Origin of the sequence: Nocardioides sp. JQ2195, from assembly GCF_012272695.1 — a bacterium.
Classification (GTDB): Bacteria; Actinomycetota; Actinomycetes; order Propionibacteriales; family Nocardioidaceae; genus Nocardioides.
Genome location: NZ_CP050902.1, coordinates 1,289,955 through 1,309,004, shown reverse-complemented (window position 1 = coordinate 1,309,004; position 19,050 = coordinate 1,289,955). Strand labels below are relative to the sequence as shown.

Here is a 19,050-nt window from a genome sequence, read left to right as displayed (position 1 = left end):
CTCAGCCCTTGACCAGGCTGGTCAGGTGTCGGACGACGTCGGCGAGCGCCACGTTCTCGCGCTCGCCGGAGCGACGGTCCTTGACCTCGATGGTCCCGTCGTCCGCGAGCCCCCGGCCGACCACGGCGATGGTGGGTACGCCGATCAGCTCGGCGTCCTTGAACTTCACGCCGGGGCTCACCTTGGTCGGGCGGTCGTCGAAGATCACGTCGACGCCGGCCTTGGAGAGATCGGCCGCAATGCGCTCGGCGGCTGCGTAGACGTCGGGGTCCTTGCCGGTGGCGACGAGGTGCACGTCGGCCGGCGCGATCTCACGCGGCCAGACCAGGCCGAGCTCGTCGTGGTTGCCCTCCGCGATGGCGGCGACCGCACGGGAGACGCCGATGCCGTAGGACCCCATGGTCACCGTGACCAGCTTGCCGTTCTCGTCGAGCACCTTGAGGTCGAGTGCCTCGGCGTAGAGCCGACCGAGCTGGAAGATGTGACCCATCTCGATGCCGCGCGCCGTCTGGAGGCTGCCGTCCTCGCAGTTGGGGCAGGGGTCGCCGTCACGGACCTCCGCCGCCTCGACGGTGCCGTCGGGCGTGAAGTCGCGCCCGGCGACCAGGTCGATGACGTGCTGGCCCGACACGTCGGCACCGGTCACCCAGCGGGTGCCCTCGACGACGCGCGGGTCGACCAGGTAACGGATGCCCGACCTGGACTCCTCACCCAGCACTCCGGCACCGATGTAGCCCTTGACCAGGGCGGGGTGCTTGGCCATCTCGGCCTCGTCCATGGGCTCGACCTCGATCGGCTCGAGCTGTCCCTCCAGGCGCTTCTGGTCGACCTCACGGTCACCGGGGAGGCCGATGGCCAGGGGCTCCCGGGAGCCGTCGGGGTGCTTCAGCATGACCATGACGTTCTTGAGGGTGTCCCCGGCCCGCCAGGCTCGGTCGTCACGGGGGAACTTGTCGTTGAGCACGTCGACCAGGGTCTGGATCGTGGGCGTGTCAGGGGTCTGCTCAGCGTGGGCAGCGGGCACGTCGTCATACGACTGGGCGGCGGGAGGCCGCACTGCCACCGCCTCCACGTTGGCGGCGTAGTCGCAGGCGCTGCACCTGACGTAGGTGTCCTCGCCGACCTCGGCACTGGCCAGGAACTCCTCGGACCTGGACCCGCCCATGGCACCCGAGGTGGCCTTGACGATGACGTAGTCGAAGCCCAGGCGGTCGAAGGTCTTGATGTAGGCCGCACGGTGGGCGGCGTACGAGGCGTCGAGGCCCTCGTCGGTGGTGTCGAAGGAGTAGGAGTCCTTCATCACGAACTCACGCCCGCGCAGGATCCCCGCGCGGGGACGCGCCTCGTCGCGGTACTTGTTCTGGATCTGGTAGAGCCAGACCGGGAGGTCCTTGTAGGAGGAGTACATGTCCTTGACGGCGAGGGTGAACATCTCCTCGTGGGTGGGGCCGAGCAGGTAGTCACCGCCCTTGCGGTCCTTCAGCCGGAAGATGCCGTCGCCGTAGTCGGTCCAGCGGTTGGTGGCCTCGTAGGGCTCACGGGGCAGCAGTGCGGGGAACTGGAGCTCCTGGGCACCGATCGCGTCCATCTCCTCGCGGATGATCGCCTCCACGTTGCGCAGCACCCGAAGGCCCAGCGGCAACCAGGTGTAGATGCCCGGGGCGGCGCGCCGCACGTAGCCGGCCCGCACCAGCAGCCGGTGGCTGGGGACCTCCGCATCGGCGGGGTCGTCACGGAGGGTGCGAACGAAGAGCTTGGACATCCGAAGGATCATGCGGGCAAGGTTATCCGCGGCCCGGCAGGCACCGCACACCGGTTTCGTCGCCCCGAGACCGTTCCGCAGACAGGCGCCCGGGTGAGAGGATGGCCGGCATGTCCACCACCGTGGAGTCGGATGACCGGCCGGAGTTCCGGGTGCGACTCGCCGCCGACACCGCGAGCGTGCCCGGGGCACGTCGGTTCGTGCGCGACGGACTGACCACCTGGCGTCACACCGACCTGATCGACGACGCCGCCCTGTGCGTCACCGAGATGGCGGCCAACACGGCCCTCCACAGCGGCAGCGCGTTCATGAACGTCGTCCTACGCAACCTCGAGCAGGCGGTGAGGGTCTCGGTGGAGGACGCCGGCCGACTCGTGCCCGTGCAGGCAGTCGTGCCGCAGACAGGCGGGCACCCTCGGACCGAACATGACCGACCCGTCGAGGAGCTGCCGATCACGGGACGCGGGTTGTCGATCGTGTCCATGCTCTCGCGCGACTGGGGTATCGACGAGACCGACCTCGGTCGACGGATCTGGGCCGAGATCGACGCGACCGACACCGAGCACCCGATCCGGCCCCCGAGCCTGGGCTCCACCCCGGTTGCCGAGCTGGACATGGGCGCGCTCCCGGCAGGGTGGAAGTTGCTGCGGATGCCCGAGTGCCCGGTCGACCTCGGACTCCAGGTCGACCAGCACCTCGACGACCTGATCCGTGAGCTCCAGCTGATCGATGCCGGCAGCGACGACGCCGGCCACACCCGCGAGCTGGGTGAGCTGATCCAGCGTCTGGTGTCGCGCCCCGCCTTCGCCCGACACATGGGGCGTCGGACGGCCCAGGACGCAGCGGCAGCCGGTCTTGAGTTCGTCGACATCCTGATGCCCGCCCCCAGGGACCTCGGCGGCATGGTCCGGGAGCTCGACGAGACGGTGGCGCTGGCGGACCGCATGTGCGCCGAGCAGCACCTGCTCACCCTGCCGTCCACCCCTGAGATGAACGACCTGCGGGCTTGGTTCACCGAGAGCATGATCGGCCAGCTCGAGGACGACTCCGAGCCCGAGCCGTATGCCGACTGGCTGGCCCGTCAGGCTGGACGACAGGGCTGAGCGTCAGGGCAGAGCGACTCCGGACCGTCACCCGGGGCCGTCACCCGTGACGCCGTACGCTTCGCGACATGAGCGACGAAGCGATCGAGAACTTCTGGGCCAACGCCAAGGTGCGTGCCAACCTCAACCGGTTGCGTGCCTACACCGGATCCAACGCGCAGGAGTCGCTGCGTCCTCCGGCATGGGCCTTCGGTGCCAACGCCGACCAGGCCGACCGGCTGCTCGCGCTCGTACTGGACGGCACCAAGACCGCCACCTCGAGCGCGCTGCGCGACTACGACTCCGGCCAGGAACCCGTCCCGACGGTCGGCACCCTGTCGATCATCACTGACGGCGCCGGCACGCCGAGGGCCCTGATCACCACCACCGACGTACGCATCGTGCCGTTCGGCGACGTCGACGTCGAGCACGCCCGGCTCGAGGGTGAGGGCGACCTGTCACTCGAGTACTGGCGCGACGTGCACCGCGAGTTCTTCACCGAGACCGGTGGTGAGGTCACCGACGACACGGAGATCGTGATGGAGCGGTTCAAGATCCTCTGGAAGCCCTGAACGTCACGCCGTTCAGCCGCGGGCGGCCCTCAACGCGGTCCGGATCATCGGGATCTGCAACGGCAGCCGGGCGAGGGTGCCGACCTTGAGGCCGGTGTTCTTCCGCTTCTGGGCATCGGCAGCCATCTTGAAGTTCGCCGGATAGACCGCGACCAGCAGTCCGGCGCTGGCCCAGCCGGCCAGACTGCGGGTCCGCGGGTGGAGCAGCCCGGCCGCGCAGACCAGCTCGGCGACGCCCGATCCGAGCACGACCTCGCGGCGCGCCGGAATGACCTTCGGCATGATCGGTTCATAGACCTCGGGCTTGACGAGGTGGATGGTGCCGGAGACGGCGAAGATGCCGGCCAGGCCGAGGACGTCCTTGGGAATGTTCACGCTGGCAAGCGTAGGGCCAGTCCGGTCAGAACATGATGGTGGTGAACCGTGCAGTCTCCACGAATCCCGTGCGCTCATAGGCGATCCGGGCTCCGACGTTGTGCTCGTTGACATAGAGCGAGACCGCCGGCGCGATCTCTGCGCGCACCAGCTCGGCCACCGCCGCCATACCTCTGGTGGCCAGGCCCTCACCCCTGCGGTCCGGGACGACGTAGACGCCCTGGATCTGGGCGGCGTACGGCGAGCAGCACGCGACCTCGGCCTTGAACACGACGCGACCGTCCTCGATGCGGGAGAACTGCCAGCCCTTCGCGATCAGCTGGCGCACCCGCGTCCGGTAGAGGTCGCCACCGCCGCCCCACTCCGGGGACAGGCCGACCTCCTCGGTGTACATCGCCACGCAGGCCGGATAGACGAGGTCGATCTCGTGGGCTTGCGTACGACGCACCAGCGGGTCGGGCTCGACCAGTGGCGTGCCGGCGTACTCCAGGTGCGGCTGACGTGGACGGTGCTCGCGCATCCTTCCCCACCTCGACCCGATGGCAGCCCAGAGTCCGTCGACCGCCTGCTCCGGCCCCACGATGGTCGAGACAGTACGGCGACCGCGCAAGGCCGGATCGGCGAGGTCGTCGATGTCGTCGGGGCCGACCTGCACCGGCACCAGGTTCGCGCCGATGTGGATCGCTGCGACCAGCTGGTTGTCGACGAACCGGCCCACCACTTCCCCACCGAGCCAGCGACGGTCGAGCTTCGTCGTACGGGCTCGGTAGTCGGCGAACACGTTGACCACCGGATCCTGCGCGACCAGCCCGAGGAAATCCGGAACGTCGTCCGGTCCCAGGGCACGCACGCGGGAGTTGGCAGGAGGCACGTTCCGGAGCCTACTGAAGATGTGCTGGGTCAGCTGACGGTGACCGCAGCGGCGGAACCCTCGACGGGCTCCATGCCCTCGGCGATGCGCATGGCCTCTTCGATGAGGGTCTCCACGATCTGCGACTCGGGAACGGTCTTGATGACTTCTCCCTTGACGAAGATCTGGCCCTTGCCGTTGCCTGAGGCCACACCGAGGTCGGCCTCACGGGCCTCACCGGGACCGTTCACGACGCAGCCCATGACGGCCACCCGCAGCGGCACCTCCATGCCCTCGAGCCCGGCGGTGACCTCCTCCGCGAGCTTGTAGACGTCGACCTGGGCGCGGCCACAGCTCGGGCACGAGACGATCTCGAGCTTGCGGGGACGCAGGTTCAGCGACTGCAGGATCTGGATGCCGACCTTGACCTCTTCGACCGGCGGCGCGGAGAGGCTCACCCGGATGGTGTCGCCGATGCCCCGGCTGAGCAGCGCACCGAACGCGGTGGCCGACTTGATCGTGCCCTGGAAGGCGGGGCCGGCCTCGGTGACGCCGAGGTGCAGCGGCCAGTCGCCCTTCTCGGCGAGGAGCTCGTAGGCGCGCACCATCACGACCGGGTCGTTGTGCTTGACCGAGATCTTGAAGTCGTGGAAGCCGTGCTCCTCGAAGAGGCTGGCCTCCCAGACCGCGCTCTCGACCAGGGCCTCGGGAGTGGCCCTGCCATACTTCTCGAGCAGTCGCTTGTCGAGCGACCCCGCGTTGACGCCGATGCGGATCGAGGTGCCGTGGTCCTTGGCGGCGGCCGCGATCTCCTTCACCTGGTCGTCGAACTGGCGGATGTTGCCGGGGTTGACCCGCACCCCGGCACAACCGGCCTCGATCGCCGCGTAGACGTATTTCGGCTGGAAGTGGATGTCGGCGATCACCGGGATCTGCGAGTGCTGGGCGATCGCGGGGAGCGCGTCGGCGTCGTCCTGGCTGGGGCAGGCGATGCGCACGATGTCGCAGCCGGCCGCGGTCAGCTCGGCAATCTGCTGGAGGGTGCTGTTGACGTCGGAGGTGAGCGTGGTGGTCATCGACTGCACCGAGATCGGCGCGTCTCCCCCGACCTCGACCTTGCCGACCTTGATCTTGCGGGTCTTGCGGCGAGGACTGAGCACCGGAGGCGGCGCTTCGGGCATGCCCAAACTGATCGACGTCATGGCGCCAGTCTACGTACGACGCGAGGATGACCACACTCCACGGTGGTTGGGGAGGCGAGGAACGAGCGTCTCAAAACCACACCCCACCCCGACGGTGGTTGAGGAGCGAGGAACGAGCGTCTCGAAACCACACCCGACCTCAAGCCGGAGGCCTTCGCGGAACGGCACGACTCGCGAGCCGACGTACGACGCCCCAATCACCCGCGATCAACGCCTCCCGCTTGGCGCGGCTCCAGCCCTAGCCCGCTTCTCGAAGGCGAACGCCTCGGCGGTCGACTCGAACTCCGCCGACCAGACGAGTTCCACGGGGCGACGTCTTCGGGTGTACGCCGCTCCGTCAGGACCGTTGTTGTGCTGCCACAGCCGGATCGGAAGGTTCGTCGTGCTCCCGACGTAGTACGTGCCGTCGGCGCACCGCAGGATGTAGACGAAAGCCATGTGTCGATCGTTTCCCGGGCATCGGTCGCGGGCAAGCGCCTGACGTTGGCCTGTGGACAAGATGGTTTCGAGACGGCTCGTGCCTCGCCTCCTCAACCACCGTCGAACGCGGGCGACATCAGCTCAGGTCAGGTGGATCGGGACCACGAGGTCGCCGACGATCAGGACCAGGCTCATCACCAGGAAGGCACTGGCCACGACATAGGCGATCGGCAGCAGCTTGGCCACGTCGACGTATCCGGGATCGGGACGGCGTCGGAGCCTGGCCCACCCGCGACGCAGGCCTTCGTAGGTCGCTCCGGCGATGTGGCCGCCGTCGAGCGGCAGCAGGGGCACGAAGTTGAACATGCCGATGAAGAAGTTGAAGCCCGCGATCAGCATCAGCAGCATGACCAGCTTCTCCTTGACCGGGAACGCCTCGTGCGCCGCGGTCTCACCGGCGATCCGGCCTCCGCCGACCAAGCTCATCGGGCCCTCGGGGTCACGCTTCTCGAGGCCGACGATGGCCTTGCCCACGCCCCACACCTTGCTCGGCAGGTGGACCAGCGCCTCGACGGTCTGGACGGTCATCGTGCCCATCGTGTCGACGGTGTAGAGCAGCCCGCCCGTGGTCGGCTCCGCGGTCGGAACGAAGCCAAGGAAGCCCACGGCCTCCAAGGTCTCGTCGGTGGTCGAGGTGGGCCGGTCACTGACCACGGTGTGGGTGGTCAAGGTCTTGCTCTCGCCCCCGCGGTCGACCACGATGACGGCCTTGCCCTCACCGTTGTCACGAATCAGGTCCGACAGCTTGTCCCAGTCGTCACCGATCGTGGTGCCGTTGAAGCTCAGGATCCGATCGCCCGTGCGCAGGCCGGCCTTCTGTGCCGGGCTCTCCGGGTCGTCGGCGGTGCAGGCACGCCCCGCTTCCTCGTACTTGACGACGCACGGCTGGACGCCGGAGACCTCCGGCGTGGTCCGCGGCTCCCCGATGTTGCCGTAGGTGGCGAAGAGCGCACCGAAGATCACGAAGGCGATGGCGATGTTCACTGCCGGCCCGGCGCCCATCACGATGACCTTCTTCCACCAGGGCATCTTGTAGAACAACCGGTTGGAGTCCTCGGCCTTGACCGTCTCCCACTCCGCTGCGCGCGCGTCGGAGATCAGCTGCGTGAACATGCCGGTGTTGGACTGCCGCAGGCGCTCGACCTCGTTGCCGTCCTCGTCGACGTAGGTCTCGCGGGAGTCCTTCTCGGGAGGCAGCATGCCGACGATCTTCACGAAGCCACCGAGTGGGATCGCCTTGAAGCCGTACTCGGTCTCGCCGACCTTCTTCGACCAGATCGTGTTGCCGAAGCCGACGAAGTACTGGGTGACCTTGCCACCGAACTTCTTGGCCCAGAACATGTGGCCGAGCTCGTGGAGCGCGATCGAGACCAGGATGGCGACCACGAAGATCACCACGCCGAGCGTGTAGTAGAGCACGGTCATGCTGTTCAGGGTCCCTTCAGCGTCACCCGGTTACGCGTCAACGGTACGTCCTCAGGCCTGAGCACGGCGACTTTCGGCCGTGTTGCGCAGCACAGTGGATCGATCAGGCCTGCGCCAGCGTCGTCCGCGCCTGTTGCCGGGCCCAGGCGTCGGCAGCGAGCACGTCGTCCACGTCGAGCTCGGCCCCGATGGGCAACGGCGCGTGGTCAGCGAGAACAGCACCGACCGTGTCCACGATCGAGGTGAAGGCGATGTCCCCGGCGAGGAAGGCCTCGACGCAGACCTCGTTTGCGGCGTTGTAGACCGCCGGCGCCGTGCCGCCGCGCTGGCCGGCCTCGCGGGCCAGGCCGACCGCGGGGAACGCCGCATCGTCGAGGGGGAAGAACTCCCACGTCTCCTGCTTGGTCCAGTCCACCGGGGGCGCGGCGTCGGGCACCCGGTCGGGCCAGCTCAGGCCGAGCGCGATCGGGATCATCATCGTCGGGGGGCTGGCCTGCACCAGGGTCGAGCCGTCGTGGAACTCGACCATCGAGTGCACGACGGACGTCGGGTGCACGACGACCTCGATGTTGTCGAAGTCGATCCCGAACAGCAGGTGTGCCTCGATCACCTCGAGTCCCTTGTTGACCAGGGTCGCCGAGTTCACCGTGATCACCGGGCCCATCGACCAGGTGGGGTGGTTCAGCGCGTCCTCGGGGCGGACATCGGCCAGCTGCTCGCGGGTGCGGCCACGGAAGGGGCCTCCGCTCGCGGTCAGCACCAGGCGGCGTACCTCCTGCGGGCTGCCGCCGCGCAGGCACTGGGCGACCGCAGCGTGCTCACTGTCCACGGGCACGATCTGCCCCGGTCGGGCCCGCGTGGTCACCACGGGGCCGCCGATGATCAAGGACTCCTTGTTGGCCAGGGCCAAGGTGTTCCCGGCGTCGAGGGCAGCCAGCGTGGGCCGCAGGCCGACAGCGCCGGTGATGCCGTTGAGCACGACGTCGCACGCCATCCCTGCCGCCTCGGTGGAGGCGTCCTCCCCCAGCCCGGAGTACGCCGGGGCGAACTCGCGCACCTGGGCGTCGAAGAGCTCTTGGTTGGATCCACCGGCGGTCAGGCCGACCACCCGGAAGCGATCAGGGTTGGCCCGGACCAGATCGAGCGCCTGGGTGCCGATCGAGCCGGTGGAGCCGAGGACGACGACGTCGCGTGGAGAAGTCACGTGGGCAGTCTCTCAGGTCGACTCTCCGGCCAACCCTCAGGACAGGCCGTTCGCCACGGTCCTGGCCGGTCGCGTCGAGGAGAACAACCAGGCGTCGAAGAACCCCTCGAGGTCCTCGCCGCTGGTCTCCTCGGCGAGCGCGATGAAGTCCTCGACCGAGCCGTGCTCACGATCAGTGACCCACGCACGCAGCAGGGCCTTGAAGTCGGTGTCGCCGATGCGCTGCCGCAACGCCTGCACGGCCATGCCGCCACGTTGGTAGACCGGGTAGTCGAACATCCGGTTGCCCCCGGGGTCACCGATCTTCAGCTTCCAGAAGGTCCGGGGGTAGGACCCCCACTCACTGAGCAGCCACTTCTGCGGCGTCGACCATCCGTAGTTGTCGGCCCACAACGTCTCGAAGTAGGTCGCCAGTCCCTCGTTGAGCCAGATGTCGCGCCAGTTCTGCACGGCCACCTTGTCGCCGAACCACTGGTGGGCCAGCTCGTGGGCCACCAGCCAGCTCGATCCGGCGCCGCCCGTGTAGGGATAGGTCGGGCGGGTCTGGTTCTCCAGCGCGAAGTTGACGTCGAGCCCCGTCACCAGTCCACCTGTGGTGGAGAACGGGTAGTCGCCGAGCCACTCCTCGAGGAAGGCGAGCACCTTCGGCGTGGTCTGGAGGAACCGGAAGGCCTTGGTGCGCTGCTTCTTCCGCAGCTGCCGCGAGACGGCGTACGCGTAGGGCAGGCCGGTGGCCGTGCGACCGCGGTCGAGGGCGAAGCTGCCGGCACCGAAGAAGGCGAGGTACGGCGCCATCGGCTCCGCGGCACGCCAGTGCCAGGTGTTGCGCTCCTTGCCCTTCCTGACCTCCTGCAGCTCGCCGTTGGCGATGACCTTCTTCTTCTTGGCGACGTTGATGGAGATGTCGAAGGTCGCCTTGTCGCTCGGGTGGTCATTCGCCGCGAACCACCAGGCCGCGATCTGGGGCTCCCCCATCGCCACGACCTCGCGGCGGTTGCCGAGCCAGACGTCCTCGCCGTTCCACTCCCGGTTCTTGGGGGTGCCGGCGTACTTCACCCGGACCTCGAAGACCTCCCCCTCGGCGATCGGGTCGGCCGGGGTGACCTGGAGCTCGTGCCGGTTGGGCTTGCGGAAGGTCGCCTGCTCACCGTCCACGGTCACCGACCGGACCTTGAGCATCATGTCGAGGTTGAAGCGGCTCAGCGCCTGGGTGGCGGTGGCACGCACGGTCGTCCGCCCGGTGAGCCGACCGCGGTTGAAACCGATCCGGTCGTGCACGCGGTAGTGGATGACGTCGTAGCCGCCGTTGCCGTAGTCGGGGAAGTAGGGGTCGCCCGCCCCGGCCGATCCGGGAGACGCGGGGTCGACCTGGGCCGAAGCGGTTCCCACCCCGGCGACGAGGCAGGTGGTCGCGAGGAGCGAGGCGAGGACTCGCCGGGAACGGTTCATGAGGCTTCTCCGCGGGTGTCGAGGTGGACGGGACCGCCGGCCAGCAGCGTGGCCAGCACGACACCGAGCCGGCTGGGGTCGGCGGCGACATCGATGGTGCGGACCGACGCCCCGAGGACGTACGCCGTGGTGCCCGGCGCCACCGGCTCGCAGCCGGCCGGATCGGTCGCGCCGGCCTTGTGCGCGACCTCCCAGGCGACGTCACGGGTCGGGTCCCCGGGCTCGATGCCGGACACGACCACGACCGGTGGCACGTGGTCACCGAACGGCATCGCCGTGTCGGTGACCAACAGGCCGGGGGTGGTGTCCCCGAGATCGGCACTCGCGTCGATCTCGACGAACGTGGCACCGAGTCGGAGCGTGGCCAGCAGCGCCACCAGCTCACGAACCGGGTCGTCCAGGCGCACCCCCACCTGGCTCCCGGGGGTGACGCCGAGACTGCGGAAGGCACCGGCCACGGCCCCGACCTGTTCCAGCAGGCCGGCGAAGTCGAGGTCGACGGCCCCCGTGACGGCCGGATCGGTCGCCCTGCCACGGATCACCGGCAGGTCGAGGATGTTGTAGGCGAGGTTCAGGGTGCCCTCGTCATCGGCGCCGGGCTTGCGGAACCACGCCAACTCCACGTCGTACTCCTTGCGGAAATTCGGTTGCGCCCGGTGGATGCCGTGCGGGAACGTTGTCCCCGGAAGAGTACGGCGTCCGGCCGTGCCCGTTGTGAGAGGAGTCGTGACATGTCGATCACTGTCATTGGTCTGTCCTCAGACCGATCCCCTCACACCTGGAGCACGACTGATGATGCACGACCGTCCCCTCGAGGACATTGACCCGACCTTCGTCTTCGACTTCGAGGCCCTCGACGAGCCCGACGACGACAACCAACGCTGGTCCACCTGGCTCTCCGTGGAGCCCTTGTGCCGGGGACCGGAGCCTCGTCCCGACTGGGTGGTGACCTCCCAGGCAGCCATCGACACCGAGCTGGGCATCCTCAAGACCGGCAAGGAGGCCGAGGTCTTCCTGCTCGAGCGCGCAGTTCCCGGCTCGACCCTGCGCGGCGAGTCCGTGGTGATGGCCGCCAAGCGCTACAAGTCCCGTGAGCACACGGCCTTCCACCGCAGCGGCGCCTACACCGAGGGATGGTCCACCAAGCGCTCGCGCGACGCCCGCGCGGTCAAGGCCAAGTCGACCTTCGGTCGCGAGGTGGCGGCCGGGCAGTGGGCAAGCTCGGAGTGGACCGCCCTCACGAGATTCTGGGCAGCCGGTGTCCCGGTCCCCTACCCCGTCCAGATCGACGGCACGGAGATCCTGATGGAGTTCATCTCGGTCGACGGGGAGCCGGCCCCGCGCCTGGCTCAGACGCGACCGGACGGCGACCTGCTCGGCCACCTCTTCGAACAGCTGCGTTCCGCGATGGGTGCTTTGGCCCGGGACGGGGTCGCCCACGGCGACCTCTCGCCGTACAACATCCTGCTCGCGGACGAGCGCTTGGTGATCATCGACCTGCCCCAGGCCGTGGACCTGGCCGGCAACGCCCAGGGGATGGACTTCCTGCTGAGGGACTGCACCAACGTGTGCGCGTGGTTCCGGCGACGTGGACTCGAGGTCGACGAGCACGAGCTGTTCGGGGAGCTGATGGCACAGGCCTTCTGACCGTCCCCCCGGACACCCCGTGTGGGACCAACGGTTCGGTTGCCTTCTCGGCCGGAGGTGAACCAAGAGGTTGGTCCCACGCGGGTGGCTCGCCCCGGGGGCGCTAGCGTTCGCGCCGTGGACCTCTATGACGCGATCAACCGCCGCCGCGACACCCGGGCCGAGTTCACCGGCGCGCCGGTCGCTGAGGACGTGCTCACCCGCGTCCTCAGCGCAGCGCACAGCGCGCCGAGTGTCGGCATGAGCCAGCCGTGGGACTTCGTGCTGGTGCGCGACCCCGGCAAGCTGGAGGCCTTCCACGAGCACGTGGCCACCCAGCGCGCGGTCTTCGCGGACGCCCTCGACGGAGAGCGGGCGGAGACCTTCTCCCGCATCAAGATCGAGGGGATTCGCGAGTCAGGGTTGGGGATCGTCGTGGGCCACGACCCGACCCGCGGCGGCCAGCACGTGCTCGGTCGGCATGCGATCGCGGACGCCGGGCTCTACTCGACCTGCCTGGCGATCCAGAACCTCTGGCTGGCGGCGACCGCCGAGGGGCTGGGCGTGGGGTGGGTGAGCTTCTACCGGGAGGAGTTCCTGTCCGGGCTGGTCGGCTTCCCCGACCGGATCAGACCGGTCGCCTGGCTGTGCGTGGGCAACGTCGCCGACCTCCCCGACACGCCTGACCTCGAGAGGTTCGGCTGGCGGCACCGCTCCCCCCTCCACTCGGTGCTGCACAAGGAGACCTGGCGGGAGCGCTGAATGCCCTAGCCTCGACGCCATGCAGAAGAGACGCGGACGCGTGGTCGAGGTCGACACCCTGGCGGAGTTCGACGCCCGGTTGGCGCGCGGCAGCACCTCGCTGACCGGGTGGCACCTGCACTCGCTGGACCTGTCCGCTCGTGGCGACGACCTCGGTCGAGTGCGCGTGGCCGGCGCCCTGTTCCTCGGCTGCACCTTCGCGCCGGGCGGCGAGGACGACGTAGGCGCTCGAGGAGCACTCGTCTTCCCCTCGGTGCCGGACGTCCCGGTGGACAGCTATCGGGCGGAGCTCTACACGCCTGCGGAGCTCTTCGACACCACTCCCTACGAGGAGTGCCTGGACGCGCGCGTCTACGGCTGGTCGAAGCAGCCGTCCGACTCCGACACCGCGCTGGCCCAGGCCCTCCACGACCACGCAGTCGACGAGGCCCTCGCCGGCTTCCGCAGGGGGCGTCGGTTCGTCGGCGTGATGGGCGGGCACGCCCTCGAGCGCGGCGAGCAGGCGTACGCCGACGCGGCGCGCCTCGGCCACCTCCTGGCCGGCGGCGGCAAGCTGACCGTGGCCACCGGGGGCGGCCCGGGGGCGATGGAGGCCGCCAACCTGGGCGCGTGGATGGCCAACCACGGCGCCGCAGACCTCCGGTCAGCGTTGGCCGGGCTCGGCAAGGTGCCCAGCTTCAGGCCGGACATCGGCGCCTGGGCGAAGGTCGCCTTCGAGGTGCTCGCCGCGTTCCCTGACGGCACCGACTCGCTCGGCATCCCGACCTGGCACTACGGCCACGAACCGCCGAACGCGTTCGCCAGCAGCATCGCCAAGTACTTCCGGAACGCGACCCGCGAGGCGATCCTGCTCGAGGTCTGTGACCAGGGCATCGTGTTCCTGCCCGGCGCCGGCGGCACCGTGCAGGAGATCTTCCAGGACGCCTGCGAGAACTACTACGCCGACGAGTCGTCGGTCGCGCCGATGGTGCTGGTCGACGTCGAGCACTGGACCCGCACCGTGCCAGCGTGGCCACTGCTCAAGTCACTCGCGGCCGGTCGGGCGATGGAGCCACACGTGCACCTGGTCGACACCGTCGAGGAGGCCGTCACGCTGATCCGGTGACGTTCGTCCCCACGTGCCACCGCACAGTCGCCCCAGCGCACGTCACCCGGGCGCACAGTCACCCGGGCGACGACGCAGTCACCACTGGGGCCCGTTGTCCGAGCCTGAGTAGGGGTAGTCCTCGTACTGCTTGGACTCGGCTCGCTTCTCGCGTCCCTCGGCGTTGCGCTGCTCGATCTTCTGCTTCTTCTTCTCGAGCTTCTCCTGCTCCTGCTGCTGCTTCTCCCGGTCCTGCTCCTGGTCCTTCTCCTGCTTCTTCTCGGGAGCGTGCTGCTCCTCGAGCTTCTGGCGCAGCCGGGCATCCACCGCCGCCGCCTTCTCGGTCTGCTCGTCTCCGCCGGCGGCATCGGTCGGGCAGTCTGCCTCGGCCATCACCGCGATCCCGTCCTGCCAGGCCGCGACCGCATCCGGCTTCTGCTCCTCCTCGAGGGCCCGGTCTCCGATGGCCTCGTGGGCCAGCGCCATGTTGGTGCGGACCACGCACTCCCGGTCGTCGGGCACGTCGGCCAGGGCGGCGTCGTACCTGTCGAGGGCGTCATCGTACTTCTCGTCCTGGTGGTCGGCCGTGCCCTCGTTGAACGAGGCGATCCACGGCTCGATGACGTTGAGTCGCTGGTTGCGGGCGAACTCGTCGGCGGCCCTGCCGAAGCTGTCGGAGCCGTAGGCATCCTCACCCGATGCGTGGGCGTCGAGCATCAGCGCCACCTTGCCGAAGAACAGCAGGGACAGCAGCAACGGGAGCAGCCCGACCAGGAAGAGCCGGTTGCGCCACCGACGGCGGTCGGGATTGGTGGTCAGGGTCATCGCAGTCCCTTCATCTCGCGTCGGGCCTGGTGGAATCCCCGCCAGCCGATGGCCAGCTCGACCAGGGCAAGGCCGAAGAGTCCGAGGGCGAACATCCAGTAGACCTCGTGCTGAGCCACGACGTCGTCGTCATCCGGTGTGAAGTCGTGGTCGATGCCGTCGGCCCACGTGTCGAGCCCGCCCGGTTCCTCCCGGTGCTGGTAGTCCACGCCCATCTCGGAGGCGACCTTCTCGAGGTTCTCCTGATCGAGCCTCGAGAGGGCATCGTCGTAGTTCTCGTCGTGCACGTAGGAGTCGCTGGCGTAGTCAGGGTCCTCGTAGCGCAGCATCTTGCCGCCCGCCTCAGTGCCGTAGCCGAGCACGATGCCGGCGTCGACCACCTCGTCGAGGGGCTCGAACGAGTCCTGGGTCTCTCCCTCAGCGGTGTTCTCCCCGTCGCTGACGAAGACCACGATGCGCTTGCGGTCCGGGTTCCGCTCGGCGGCCTTCGTGAGCACCGTCTCCATGTCCTTGAGCGGGGCGTCGACCACCGAGCCGGTGCCGTCGTAGATGTCCTCGCGCTGGATGGTGTCGACAGCCGCGAGGAACGCCCCGGAGTCGCTGGAGAACGGCAGCTCGGTGCGCACGAACCGTCCGAAGGTCATCAGTGAGAACCGGGCTCCCGGAAACGCACGGGTCAGCTCCTTCATGTCCGTCCTGACCCCGTCGAGCCGGCGTTGGTCACCGTTCCAGTCGAGGGCCGACATGCTGGTGGTCCTGTCGACGACGACCAGGATCTCCAGGTCGGCGGTCTTCGCCGACGACTTCACCTCGCCGTAGCCGGGGCGGACCAGGATGCCGACCAGTGCCAGCAGCATCAGCGCACGCACGGTCCAGCCCCAGCGCTCCCCCGGACGCCTGACCAGGAAGAAGATCACCAGCACCAGGAGCACCGCCGCTCCGGCACCGACCAACCAGCCCGGTGCCATCGGCCGGAAGCTGATCTCCAGGACACTCATGAGCGCCTCCTGATCCCGGTCAGGACGACGAGGACGACTCCGGCAGTGACCAGCGCGGCCCCCGTGCCGGGCTCGTCGAGCACGCTCACCCGAGCGGGTTCCTTGCTCCGGGCGGCCTCGAGGTCGTTGATGCCTTGCGCGATCTCGGCGGCGGACCCGTCCTCGCCCATGATCTTCAGGCTTCCCCCGGTCTTGTCGACCACGTCCTGGAAGCCTGCCGTGGCACCGGGGTCGTACGTCATCCCCGGAGTTCCGAGCCCGTAGACGACGACGTCCTTCTCGGCGGCGTAGTCAGCCGCCTCGGGGAGCTTGAAGATCGGCTTGCCCTGCGGGTCGTTGTCGGAGGCGAGCACGATGGCACGGCCGCGCTCCTCGTCGGGCCGGTCGAAGCGGTCCACGCACGACACGAGGCCGTCGCTGATGAGGGACCCGCGGTCGTCACCGAGATACGTGCCCGCGGTGAAGTTGTAGTCGTAGGCAGCCAGCTTCTCCGCGGACTGGTCGAGCTGCTCGATCACGAACTCGTAGTCGTCGGTCAGCGGGAACACGGTCACCGCGACACCGCTCCAGATGGTCAGGCCGATCCGTTCCCCGTCGAGGCCCTCGGCGATCTCGCGGAACTCGCGGACCAGCTGCTCGTCGTACGACGTCATCGACCCGGAGACGTCGAGGCACAGCATGATGTCGCGGTTGCTCACCTCGGGCTGGTGGGTCTTCGTCGAGGTCAGTCGCGAGCTCAGGAAGATGCTGCCCCCGATCAGGAAGAGCACGGCAACCACGCGGAGCAACATCTCGAGCTCACGCCGTCGTGCCAGTGCCCGGAAGCGAGGGATGCGGCGCAGGCGTTGGGCGTGGGCGACCAGCACGGCGTCGCGTGGGGTGCTGCGGAACGGGGTCGGGAAGAACCAGATCACCAACCACACCAGGACGATCGCGCCCAGGACCAGTGGCAGCCAGGACCACTTCAGCTCCATGACGACACCACGTCCCTGGCCCGGTCCAGCGTCGACTGCAGGGACGCGTCGCCAGTGCCCGACGGGGAGAACTCGGGCGGATACATCAGGGCGATGGTCTCGGCCAGGTGGGGGATGCCGGCGGCACGCAGGTCGGCCAACGCCATCGTCAGTGCCGGCAGGCCACTGGCGTCCGAGACGAATCCGCGAACCACGACGCTCATCTGCTGATGGCCCAGGCGCTCGGGCATCTCACCGGCGTGCACCTGGTGCCCGATCCGGTCGAGCTCGGCGAGTGCCCGTGCGCGCGCGCTGGGAAGGTCGACCGGACGCCCGGGCCTCGAGCCACCGAGCAGCGACCAGACGAGGACCACGAGGTAGAAGACAACCACCAGCGCGAACGCACCCAGTGCCCACCACAGCCACTGCGAGGCGTAGTCGACCGGCCCGGAGAACTCATCGGCGCCCGGCATGACGGTGCCTCTCGAGGAGCTTGAGCACGGCACGGATCGCGCTCGCGTCGTCGTGCACGGTCTGGTGGATGATGCCCAGCCCGTCGAGCTCGCGGCGCATGCCGTCGGCCTGGCCGGCGAGCATGGAGGCATACTCCTGGCGCAGCCGCGTGTCGCGACGCGCCCACTCGGGGATCACCTGGCCGGAGTCGATGTCGACCAGCCGCTGGTTCACTTCCATGCTGGTCGGGTCGAGGTCTCCGATCGAGACGAAGAGCACCTCGTGCTGCACCGCGAGCCGCCGCAGCATCGCGGACAGCTCCCGGTCGATCGTGTACTCGTCGGAGATCACCACCAGGATCGTGCGTCGACGCACGGTGCGCGCGACGTGGTCGAGGAGGCCCAACAGGTCGGAGGGCGCGGAGGTGGGCAGCGTGTTGTCGTGGATCGAGGCCAGGCGGTTCTCCAGGTTCAGCTCACCACTCGCCGCCGGCAGCTGGTGCTGGACCGCCGCGTCACCCCACGCCAACCCCACCCGGTCGCCGTGGCGGACAGCGAGGTAGCCCACGACCCCGGCCACCATCACCGAGAGATCCCGCTTGGGGACGTCGAGGTCGTTCATCGCGGCCATGCTCCGGCCGGTCGAGGCGACCAGCAGGATGGTGTGCTTGCGTGCCGCGGCGTACCGCTTGACGAGCAGGGCCCGGCTGCGCGCCGAGGCCTTCCAGTCGATGTCCTTCACGTCGTCGCCGCGCACGTACTCGCGCAGGTCGTTGAAGTCCAGGCTGCGACCCGTGTGCATCGAGGCGTACTCGCCCTCGAGCAGCCCGCGCACCTTGCGGTGTGCGTGGATCGACATGCGGGCCTTGACCCGCGTCAGGTGGGTGGTCATCGGGGTGCCCGATCAGGGAGACGGGACAGCGGCGAAGACGGCGTCGATGACCATCTCCGGCCTGACCCGCTCGGCGAGCGCCTCGAAGTTGAGGTGGATGCGGTGGCGCAGGATCGCGTGGCGCAGGTGGCGCACGTCCTCGGGGATCACGTGGTTGCGCCCGGCGAGCAGGGCCAGGGCCCTCGACACCTGGTAGAACGCGATCGTGCCTCGCGGGCTCGCGCCGATCTCGACATAGCGCCCGTTCTCCGGGCCGAGCACCTTCTCGGTCTCACGGGTGGCCTGCACCAGGGCCACGATGTAGCGCTTGATCACCGGGTCGACGTAGACCCGCTCGACGAGGCGCTGCAGGTAGCCCACCTGTTCCGGCGTGACCACCGAGGCGACGGTGCTGCCGGTGCCGAGCGCACCACTGTCGTAGCGGTCGAGCACCTCCAGCTCCTCGTGGTCGGTCGGGTAGTCGACGACCTCCTTGAGGAGGAAGCGGTCCATCTGGGCCTGCGGGAGGACGTAGGTGCCCTCCTCCTCGATGGGGTTCTGGGTGGCCAGCACCATGAAGGGCGAGGGCAGCGGGTGGATCTCGCCCGCGATCGAGGTCTGCCGCTCCTGCATCGCCTCCAGCATCGCCGACTGGGTCTTCGCGCTGGCCCGGTTGATCTCGTCGAGCAGCACGAAGTTGGCGTGCACCGGCCCGAGCTGGGTCTCGAACACGTGGTTGCGCGGGTCGTAGACCTGGGTGCCGATGATGTCGCTGGGCAGCAGGTCAGGAGTGCACTGGATGCGGGCGAAGTCGGCGCGCACCGCCTTGGCCAGTGTCGAGGCAGCCAGGGTCTTGGCCAGTCCGGGCACGCTCTCGAGCAGGATGTGCCCCTCGGCCATCATCGCCACCATCAGCGAGGTGCGCAGCTGCTCCTGGCCGACGACCTTCTTGGAGAAGGCGGTGGAGACCTCGTCGAGGATCCCCTTGGCCTTGGTCAGCTCGACAGGCTCGATGGTGCGGGGGGTGATCGACATGTGCAGGTCCTCTTCGTGCGGTGGCGTGACCGGCAACTCATCG

At 68.7% G+C, this 19,050-nt stretch carries 20 protein-coding genes; 5 read left to right on the top strand and 15 right to left on the bottom strand.

Annotated elements, in window-relative coordinates; genetic code table 11:
• Position 1: 1 nt before the first annotated feature.
• On the bottom strand, positions 2 to 1,774 hold the full coding sequence (locus ncot_RS06285) for a proline--tRNA ligase (RefSeq protein ID WP_168616837.1): 1,773 nt from the start codon (positions 1,772 to 1,774) through the stop codon (positions 2 to 4).
• 98 nt (positions 1,775 to 1,872) lie between these two features.
• On the opposite strand from ncot_RS06285, the gene ncot_RS06280 reads away from it, so the two are divergent.
• Positions 1,873 to 2,865, top strand: coding sequence for an ATP-binding protein (locus ncot_RS06280; protein WP_168616836.1), 993 nt, complete (start codon positions 1,873 to 1,875; stop codon positions 2,863 to 2,865).
• Positions 2,866 to 2,933: 68 nt separating this feature from the next.
• Positions 2,934 to 3,416 carry an ASCH domain-containing protein gene (locus tag ncot_RS06275; protein ID WP_168616835.1) on the top strand — a complete coding sequence of 161 codons (483 nt, stop codon included), beginning with the start codon at positions 2,934 to 2,936 and terminating at the stop codon, positions 3,414 to 3,416.
• Between the two features lie 12 nt (positions 3,417 to 3,428).
• Here ncot_RS06275 and ncot_RS06270 read toward each other — a convergent pair whose 3' ends face one another.
• The 8 genes from ncot_RS06270 to ncot_RS06235 form a co-directional block, all read right to left on the bottom strand.
• Positions 3,429 to 3,791, bottom strand: a complete 363-nt coding sequence (locus ncot_RS06270) for a DoxX family protein (RefSeq protein ID WP_240938097.1) — start codon at positions 3,789 to 3,791, stop codon at positions 3,429 to 3,431.
• Between the two features lie 25 nt (positions 3,792 to 3,816).
• Positions 3,817 to 4,662, bottom strand: a complete 846-nt coding sequence (locus tag ncot_RS06265) for a GNAT family N-acetyltransferase (RefSeq protein ID WP_206065175.1) — start codon at positions 4,660 to 4,662, stop codon at positions 3,817 to 3,819.
• Between the two features lie 29 nt (positions 4,663 to 4,691).
• Entirely contained in the window at positions 4,692 to 5,843 is a 1,152-nt protein-coding gene (ispG, locus tag ncot_RS06260; RefSeq protein ID WP_168616833.1) for a flavodoxin-dependent (E)-4-hydroxy-3-methylbut-2-enyl-diphosphate synthase, read from the bottom strand.
• Between the two features lie 207 nt (positions 5,844 to 6,050).
• The gene (locus ncot_RS06255; RefSeq protein ID WP_240938096.1) at positions 6,051 to 6,281 is read right to left on the bottom strand and encodes a GIY-YIG nuclease family protein; all 231 of its coding nucleotides are present in this window, start codon (positions 6,279 to 6,281) and stop codon (positions 6,051 to 6,053) included.
• 123 nt (positions 6,282 to 6,404) lie between these two features.
• Positions 6,405 to 7,748: a site-2 protease family protein gene (locus ncot_RS06250; RefSeq protein ID WP_168616832.1), complete on the bottom strand. Its 1,344-nt coding sequence runs from the start codon at positions 7,746 to 7,748 to the stop codon at positions 6,405 to 6,407.
• A gap of 103 nt (positions 7,749 to 7,851) precedes the next feature.
• The gene (gene dxr, locus ncot_RS06245) at positions 7,852 to 8,952 is read right to left on the bottom strand and encodes a 1-deoxy-D-xylulose-5-phosphate reductoisomerase (protein WP_168616831.1); all 1,101 of its coding nucleotides are present in this window, start codon (positions 8,950 to 8,952) and stop codon (positions 7,852 to 7,854) included.
• A 36-nt stretch (positions 8,953 to 8,988) separates the two neighbouring features.
• Positions 8,989 to 10,401: a M1 family metallopeptidase gene (locus tag ncot_RS06240; RefSeq protein WP_168616830.1), complete on the bottom strand. Its 1,413-nt coding sequence runs from the start codon at positions 10,399 to 10,401 to the stop codon at positions 8,989 to 8,991.
• Positions 10,398 to 11,024, bottom strand: coding sequence for a propionyl-CoA synthetase (locus ncot_RS06235; RefSeq protein WP_168616829.1), 627 nt, complete (start codon positions 11,022 to 11,024; stop codon positions 10,398 to 10,400). Before ncot_RS06235 ends, ncot_RS06240 begins: the two co-directional genes overlap by 4 nt.
• Before the next feature lie 169 nt (positions 11,025 to 11,193).
• Here ncot_RS06235 and ncot_RS06230 point away from each other — a divergent pair, with 169 nt between their 5' ends.
• The 3 genes from ncot_RS06230 (at position 11,194) to ncot_RS06220 (ending at position 13,894) form a co-directional block, all read left to right on the top strand.
• Positions 11,194 to 12,048, top strand: coding sequence for an RIO1 family regulatory kinase/ATPase (locus tag ncot_RS06230; RefSeq protein WP_168616828.1), 855 nt, complete (start codon positions 11,194 to 11,196; stop codon positions 12,046 to 12,048).
• A 117-nt stretch (positions 12,049 to 12,165) separates the two neighbouring features.
• Positions 12,166 to 12,789 (top strand): 5,6-dimethylbenzimidazole synthase, encoded by a 624-nt coding sequence (gene bluB, locus ncot_RS06225; RefSeq protein ID WP_168616827.1) that lies wholly within the window; start codon positions 12,166 to 12,168, stop codon positions 12,787 to 12,789.
• A gap of 19 nt (positions 12,790 to 12,808) precedes the next feature.
• A complete protein-coding gene (locus ncot_RS06220) occupies positions 12,809 to 13,894 on the top strand; it encodes a Rossmann fold nucleotide-binding protein (RefSeq protein WP_168616826.1) in 1,086 nt (361 codons plus the stop codon).
• Positions 13,895 to 13,972: 78 nt separating this feature from the next.
• On the opposite strand, the gene ncot_RS06215 is transcribed toward ncot_RS06220, so the two are convergent.
• From ncot_RS06215 to ncot_RS06190, 6 genes are read right to left on the bottom strand one after another with little or no spacing between them, the layout of a single operon-like run.
• Positions 13,973 to 14,698, bottom strand: coding sequence for a hypothetical protein (locus ncot_RS06215; RefSeq protein ID WP_168616825.1), 726 nt, complete (start codon positions 14,696 to 14,698; stop codon positions 13,973 to 13,975).
• A complete protein-coding gene (locus ncot_RS06210; protein WP_168616824.1) occupies positions 14,695 to 15,696 on the bottom strand; it encodes a vWA domain-containing protein in 1,002 nt (333 codons plus the stop codon). The genes ncot_RS06215 and ncot_RS06210 overlap by 4 nt, the downstream gene beginning before the upstream one ends.
• Entirely contained in the window at positions 15,693 to 16,670 is a 978-nt protein-coding gene (locus ncot_RS06205; protein WP_168616823.1) for a VWA domain-containing protein, read from the bottom strand. Before ncot_RS06205 ends, ncot_RS06210 begins: the two co-directional genes overlap by 4 nt.
• Complete coding sequence (locus ncot_RS06200; RefSeq protein WP_168616822.1) at positions 16,661 to 17,122, bottom strand: hypothetical protein; 462 nt, start codon at positions 17,120 to 17,122, stop codon at positions 16,661 to 16,663. Before ncot_RS06200 ends, ncot_RS06205 begins: the two co-directional genes overlap by 10 nt.
• Positions 17,106 to 17,993: a DUF58 domain-containing protein gene (locus tag ncot_RS06195; RefSeq protein ID WP_168616821.1), complete on the bottom strand. Its 888-nt coding sequence runs from the start codon at positions 17,991 to 17,993 to the stop codon at positions 17,106 to 17,108. The genes ncot_RS06200 and ncot_RS06195 overlap by 17 nt, the downstream gene beginning before the upstream one ends.
• 12 nt (positions 17,994 to 18,005) lie before the next feature.
• Positions 18,006 to 19,007, bottom strand: a complete 1,002-nt coding sequence (locus tag ncot_RS06190) for a MoxR family ATPase (RefSeq protein ID WP_168616820.1) — start codon at positions 19,005 to 19,007, stop codon at positions 18,006 to 18,008.
• Positions 19,008 to 19,050: the final 43 nt, after the last annotated feature.

Bases quoted from the DNA above. Each gene is read 5' to 3' on its own strand.
- ncot_RS06230 (WP_168616828.1), top strand. From the start codon at position 11,194: ATGATGCACGACCGTCCCCTCGAGGACATTGACCCGACCTTCGTCTTC.
- ispG (WP_168616833.1), bottom strand. From the start codon at position 5,843: ATGACGTCGATCAGTTTGGGCATGCCCGAAGCGCCGCCTCCGGTGCTC.
- ncot_RS06215 (WP_168616825.1), bottom strand. From the start codon at position 14,698: ATGACCCTGACCACCAATCCCGACCGCCGTCGGTGGCGCAACCGGCTC.
- ncot_RS06285 (WP_168616837.1), bottom strand. From the start codon at position 1,774: ATGATCCTTCGGATGTCCAAGCTCTTCGTTCGCACCCTCCGTGACGAC.
- ncot_RS06240 (WP_168616830.1), bottom strand. From the start codon at position 10,401: ATGAACCGTTCCCGGCGAGTCCTCGCCTCGCTCCTCGCGACCACCTGC.
- ncot_RS06220 (WP_168616826.1), top strand. From the start codon at position 12,809: ATGCAGAAGAGACGCGGACGCGTGGTCGAGGTCGACACCCTGGCGGAG.
- ncot_RS06195 (WP_168616821.1), bottom strand. From the start codon at position 17,993: ATGACCACCCACCTGACGCGGGTCAAGGCCCGCATGTCGATCCACGCA.
- ncot_RS06275 (WP_168616835.1), top strand. From the start codon at position 2,934: ATGAGCGACGAAGCGATCGAGAACTTCTGGGCCAACGCCAAGGTGCGT.
- ncot_RS06190 (WP_168616820.1), bottom strand. From the start codon at position 19,007: ATGTCGATCACCCCCCGCACCATCGAGCCTGTCGAGCTGACCAAGGCC.
- ncot_RS06280 (WP_168616836.1), top strand. From the start codon at position 1,873: ATGTCCACCACCGTGGAGTCGGATGACCGGCCGGAGTTCCGGGTGCGA.
- ncot_RS06255 (WP_240938096.1), bottom strand. From the start codon at position 6,281: ATGGCTTTCGTCTACATCCTGCGGTGCGCCGACGGCACGTACTACGTC.
- ncot_RS06205 (WP_168616823.1), bottom strand. From the start codon at position 16,670: ATGGAGCTGAAGTGGTCCTGGCTGCCACTGGTCCTGGGCGCGATCGTC.
- ncot_RS06250 (WP_168616832.1), bottom strand. From the start codon at position 7,748: ATGACCGTGCTCTACTACACGCTCGGCGTGGTGATCTTCGTGGTCGCC.
- ncot_RS06210 (WP_168616824.1), bottom strand. From the start codon at position 15,696: ATGAGTGTCCTGGAGATCAGCTTCCGGCCGATGGCACCGGGCTGGTTG.
- ncot_RS06200 (WP_168616822.1), bottom strand. From the start codon at position 17,122: ATGCCGGGCGCCGATGAGTTCTCCGGGCCGGTCGACTACGCCTCGCAG.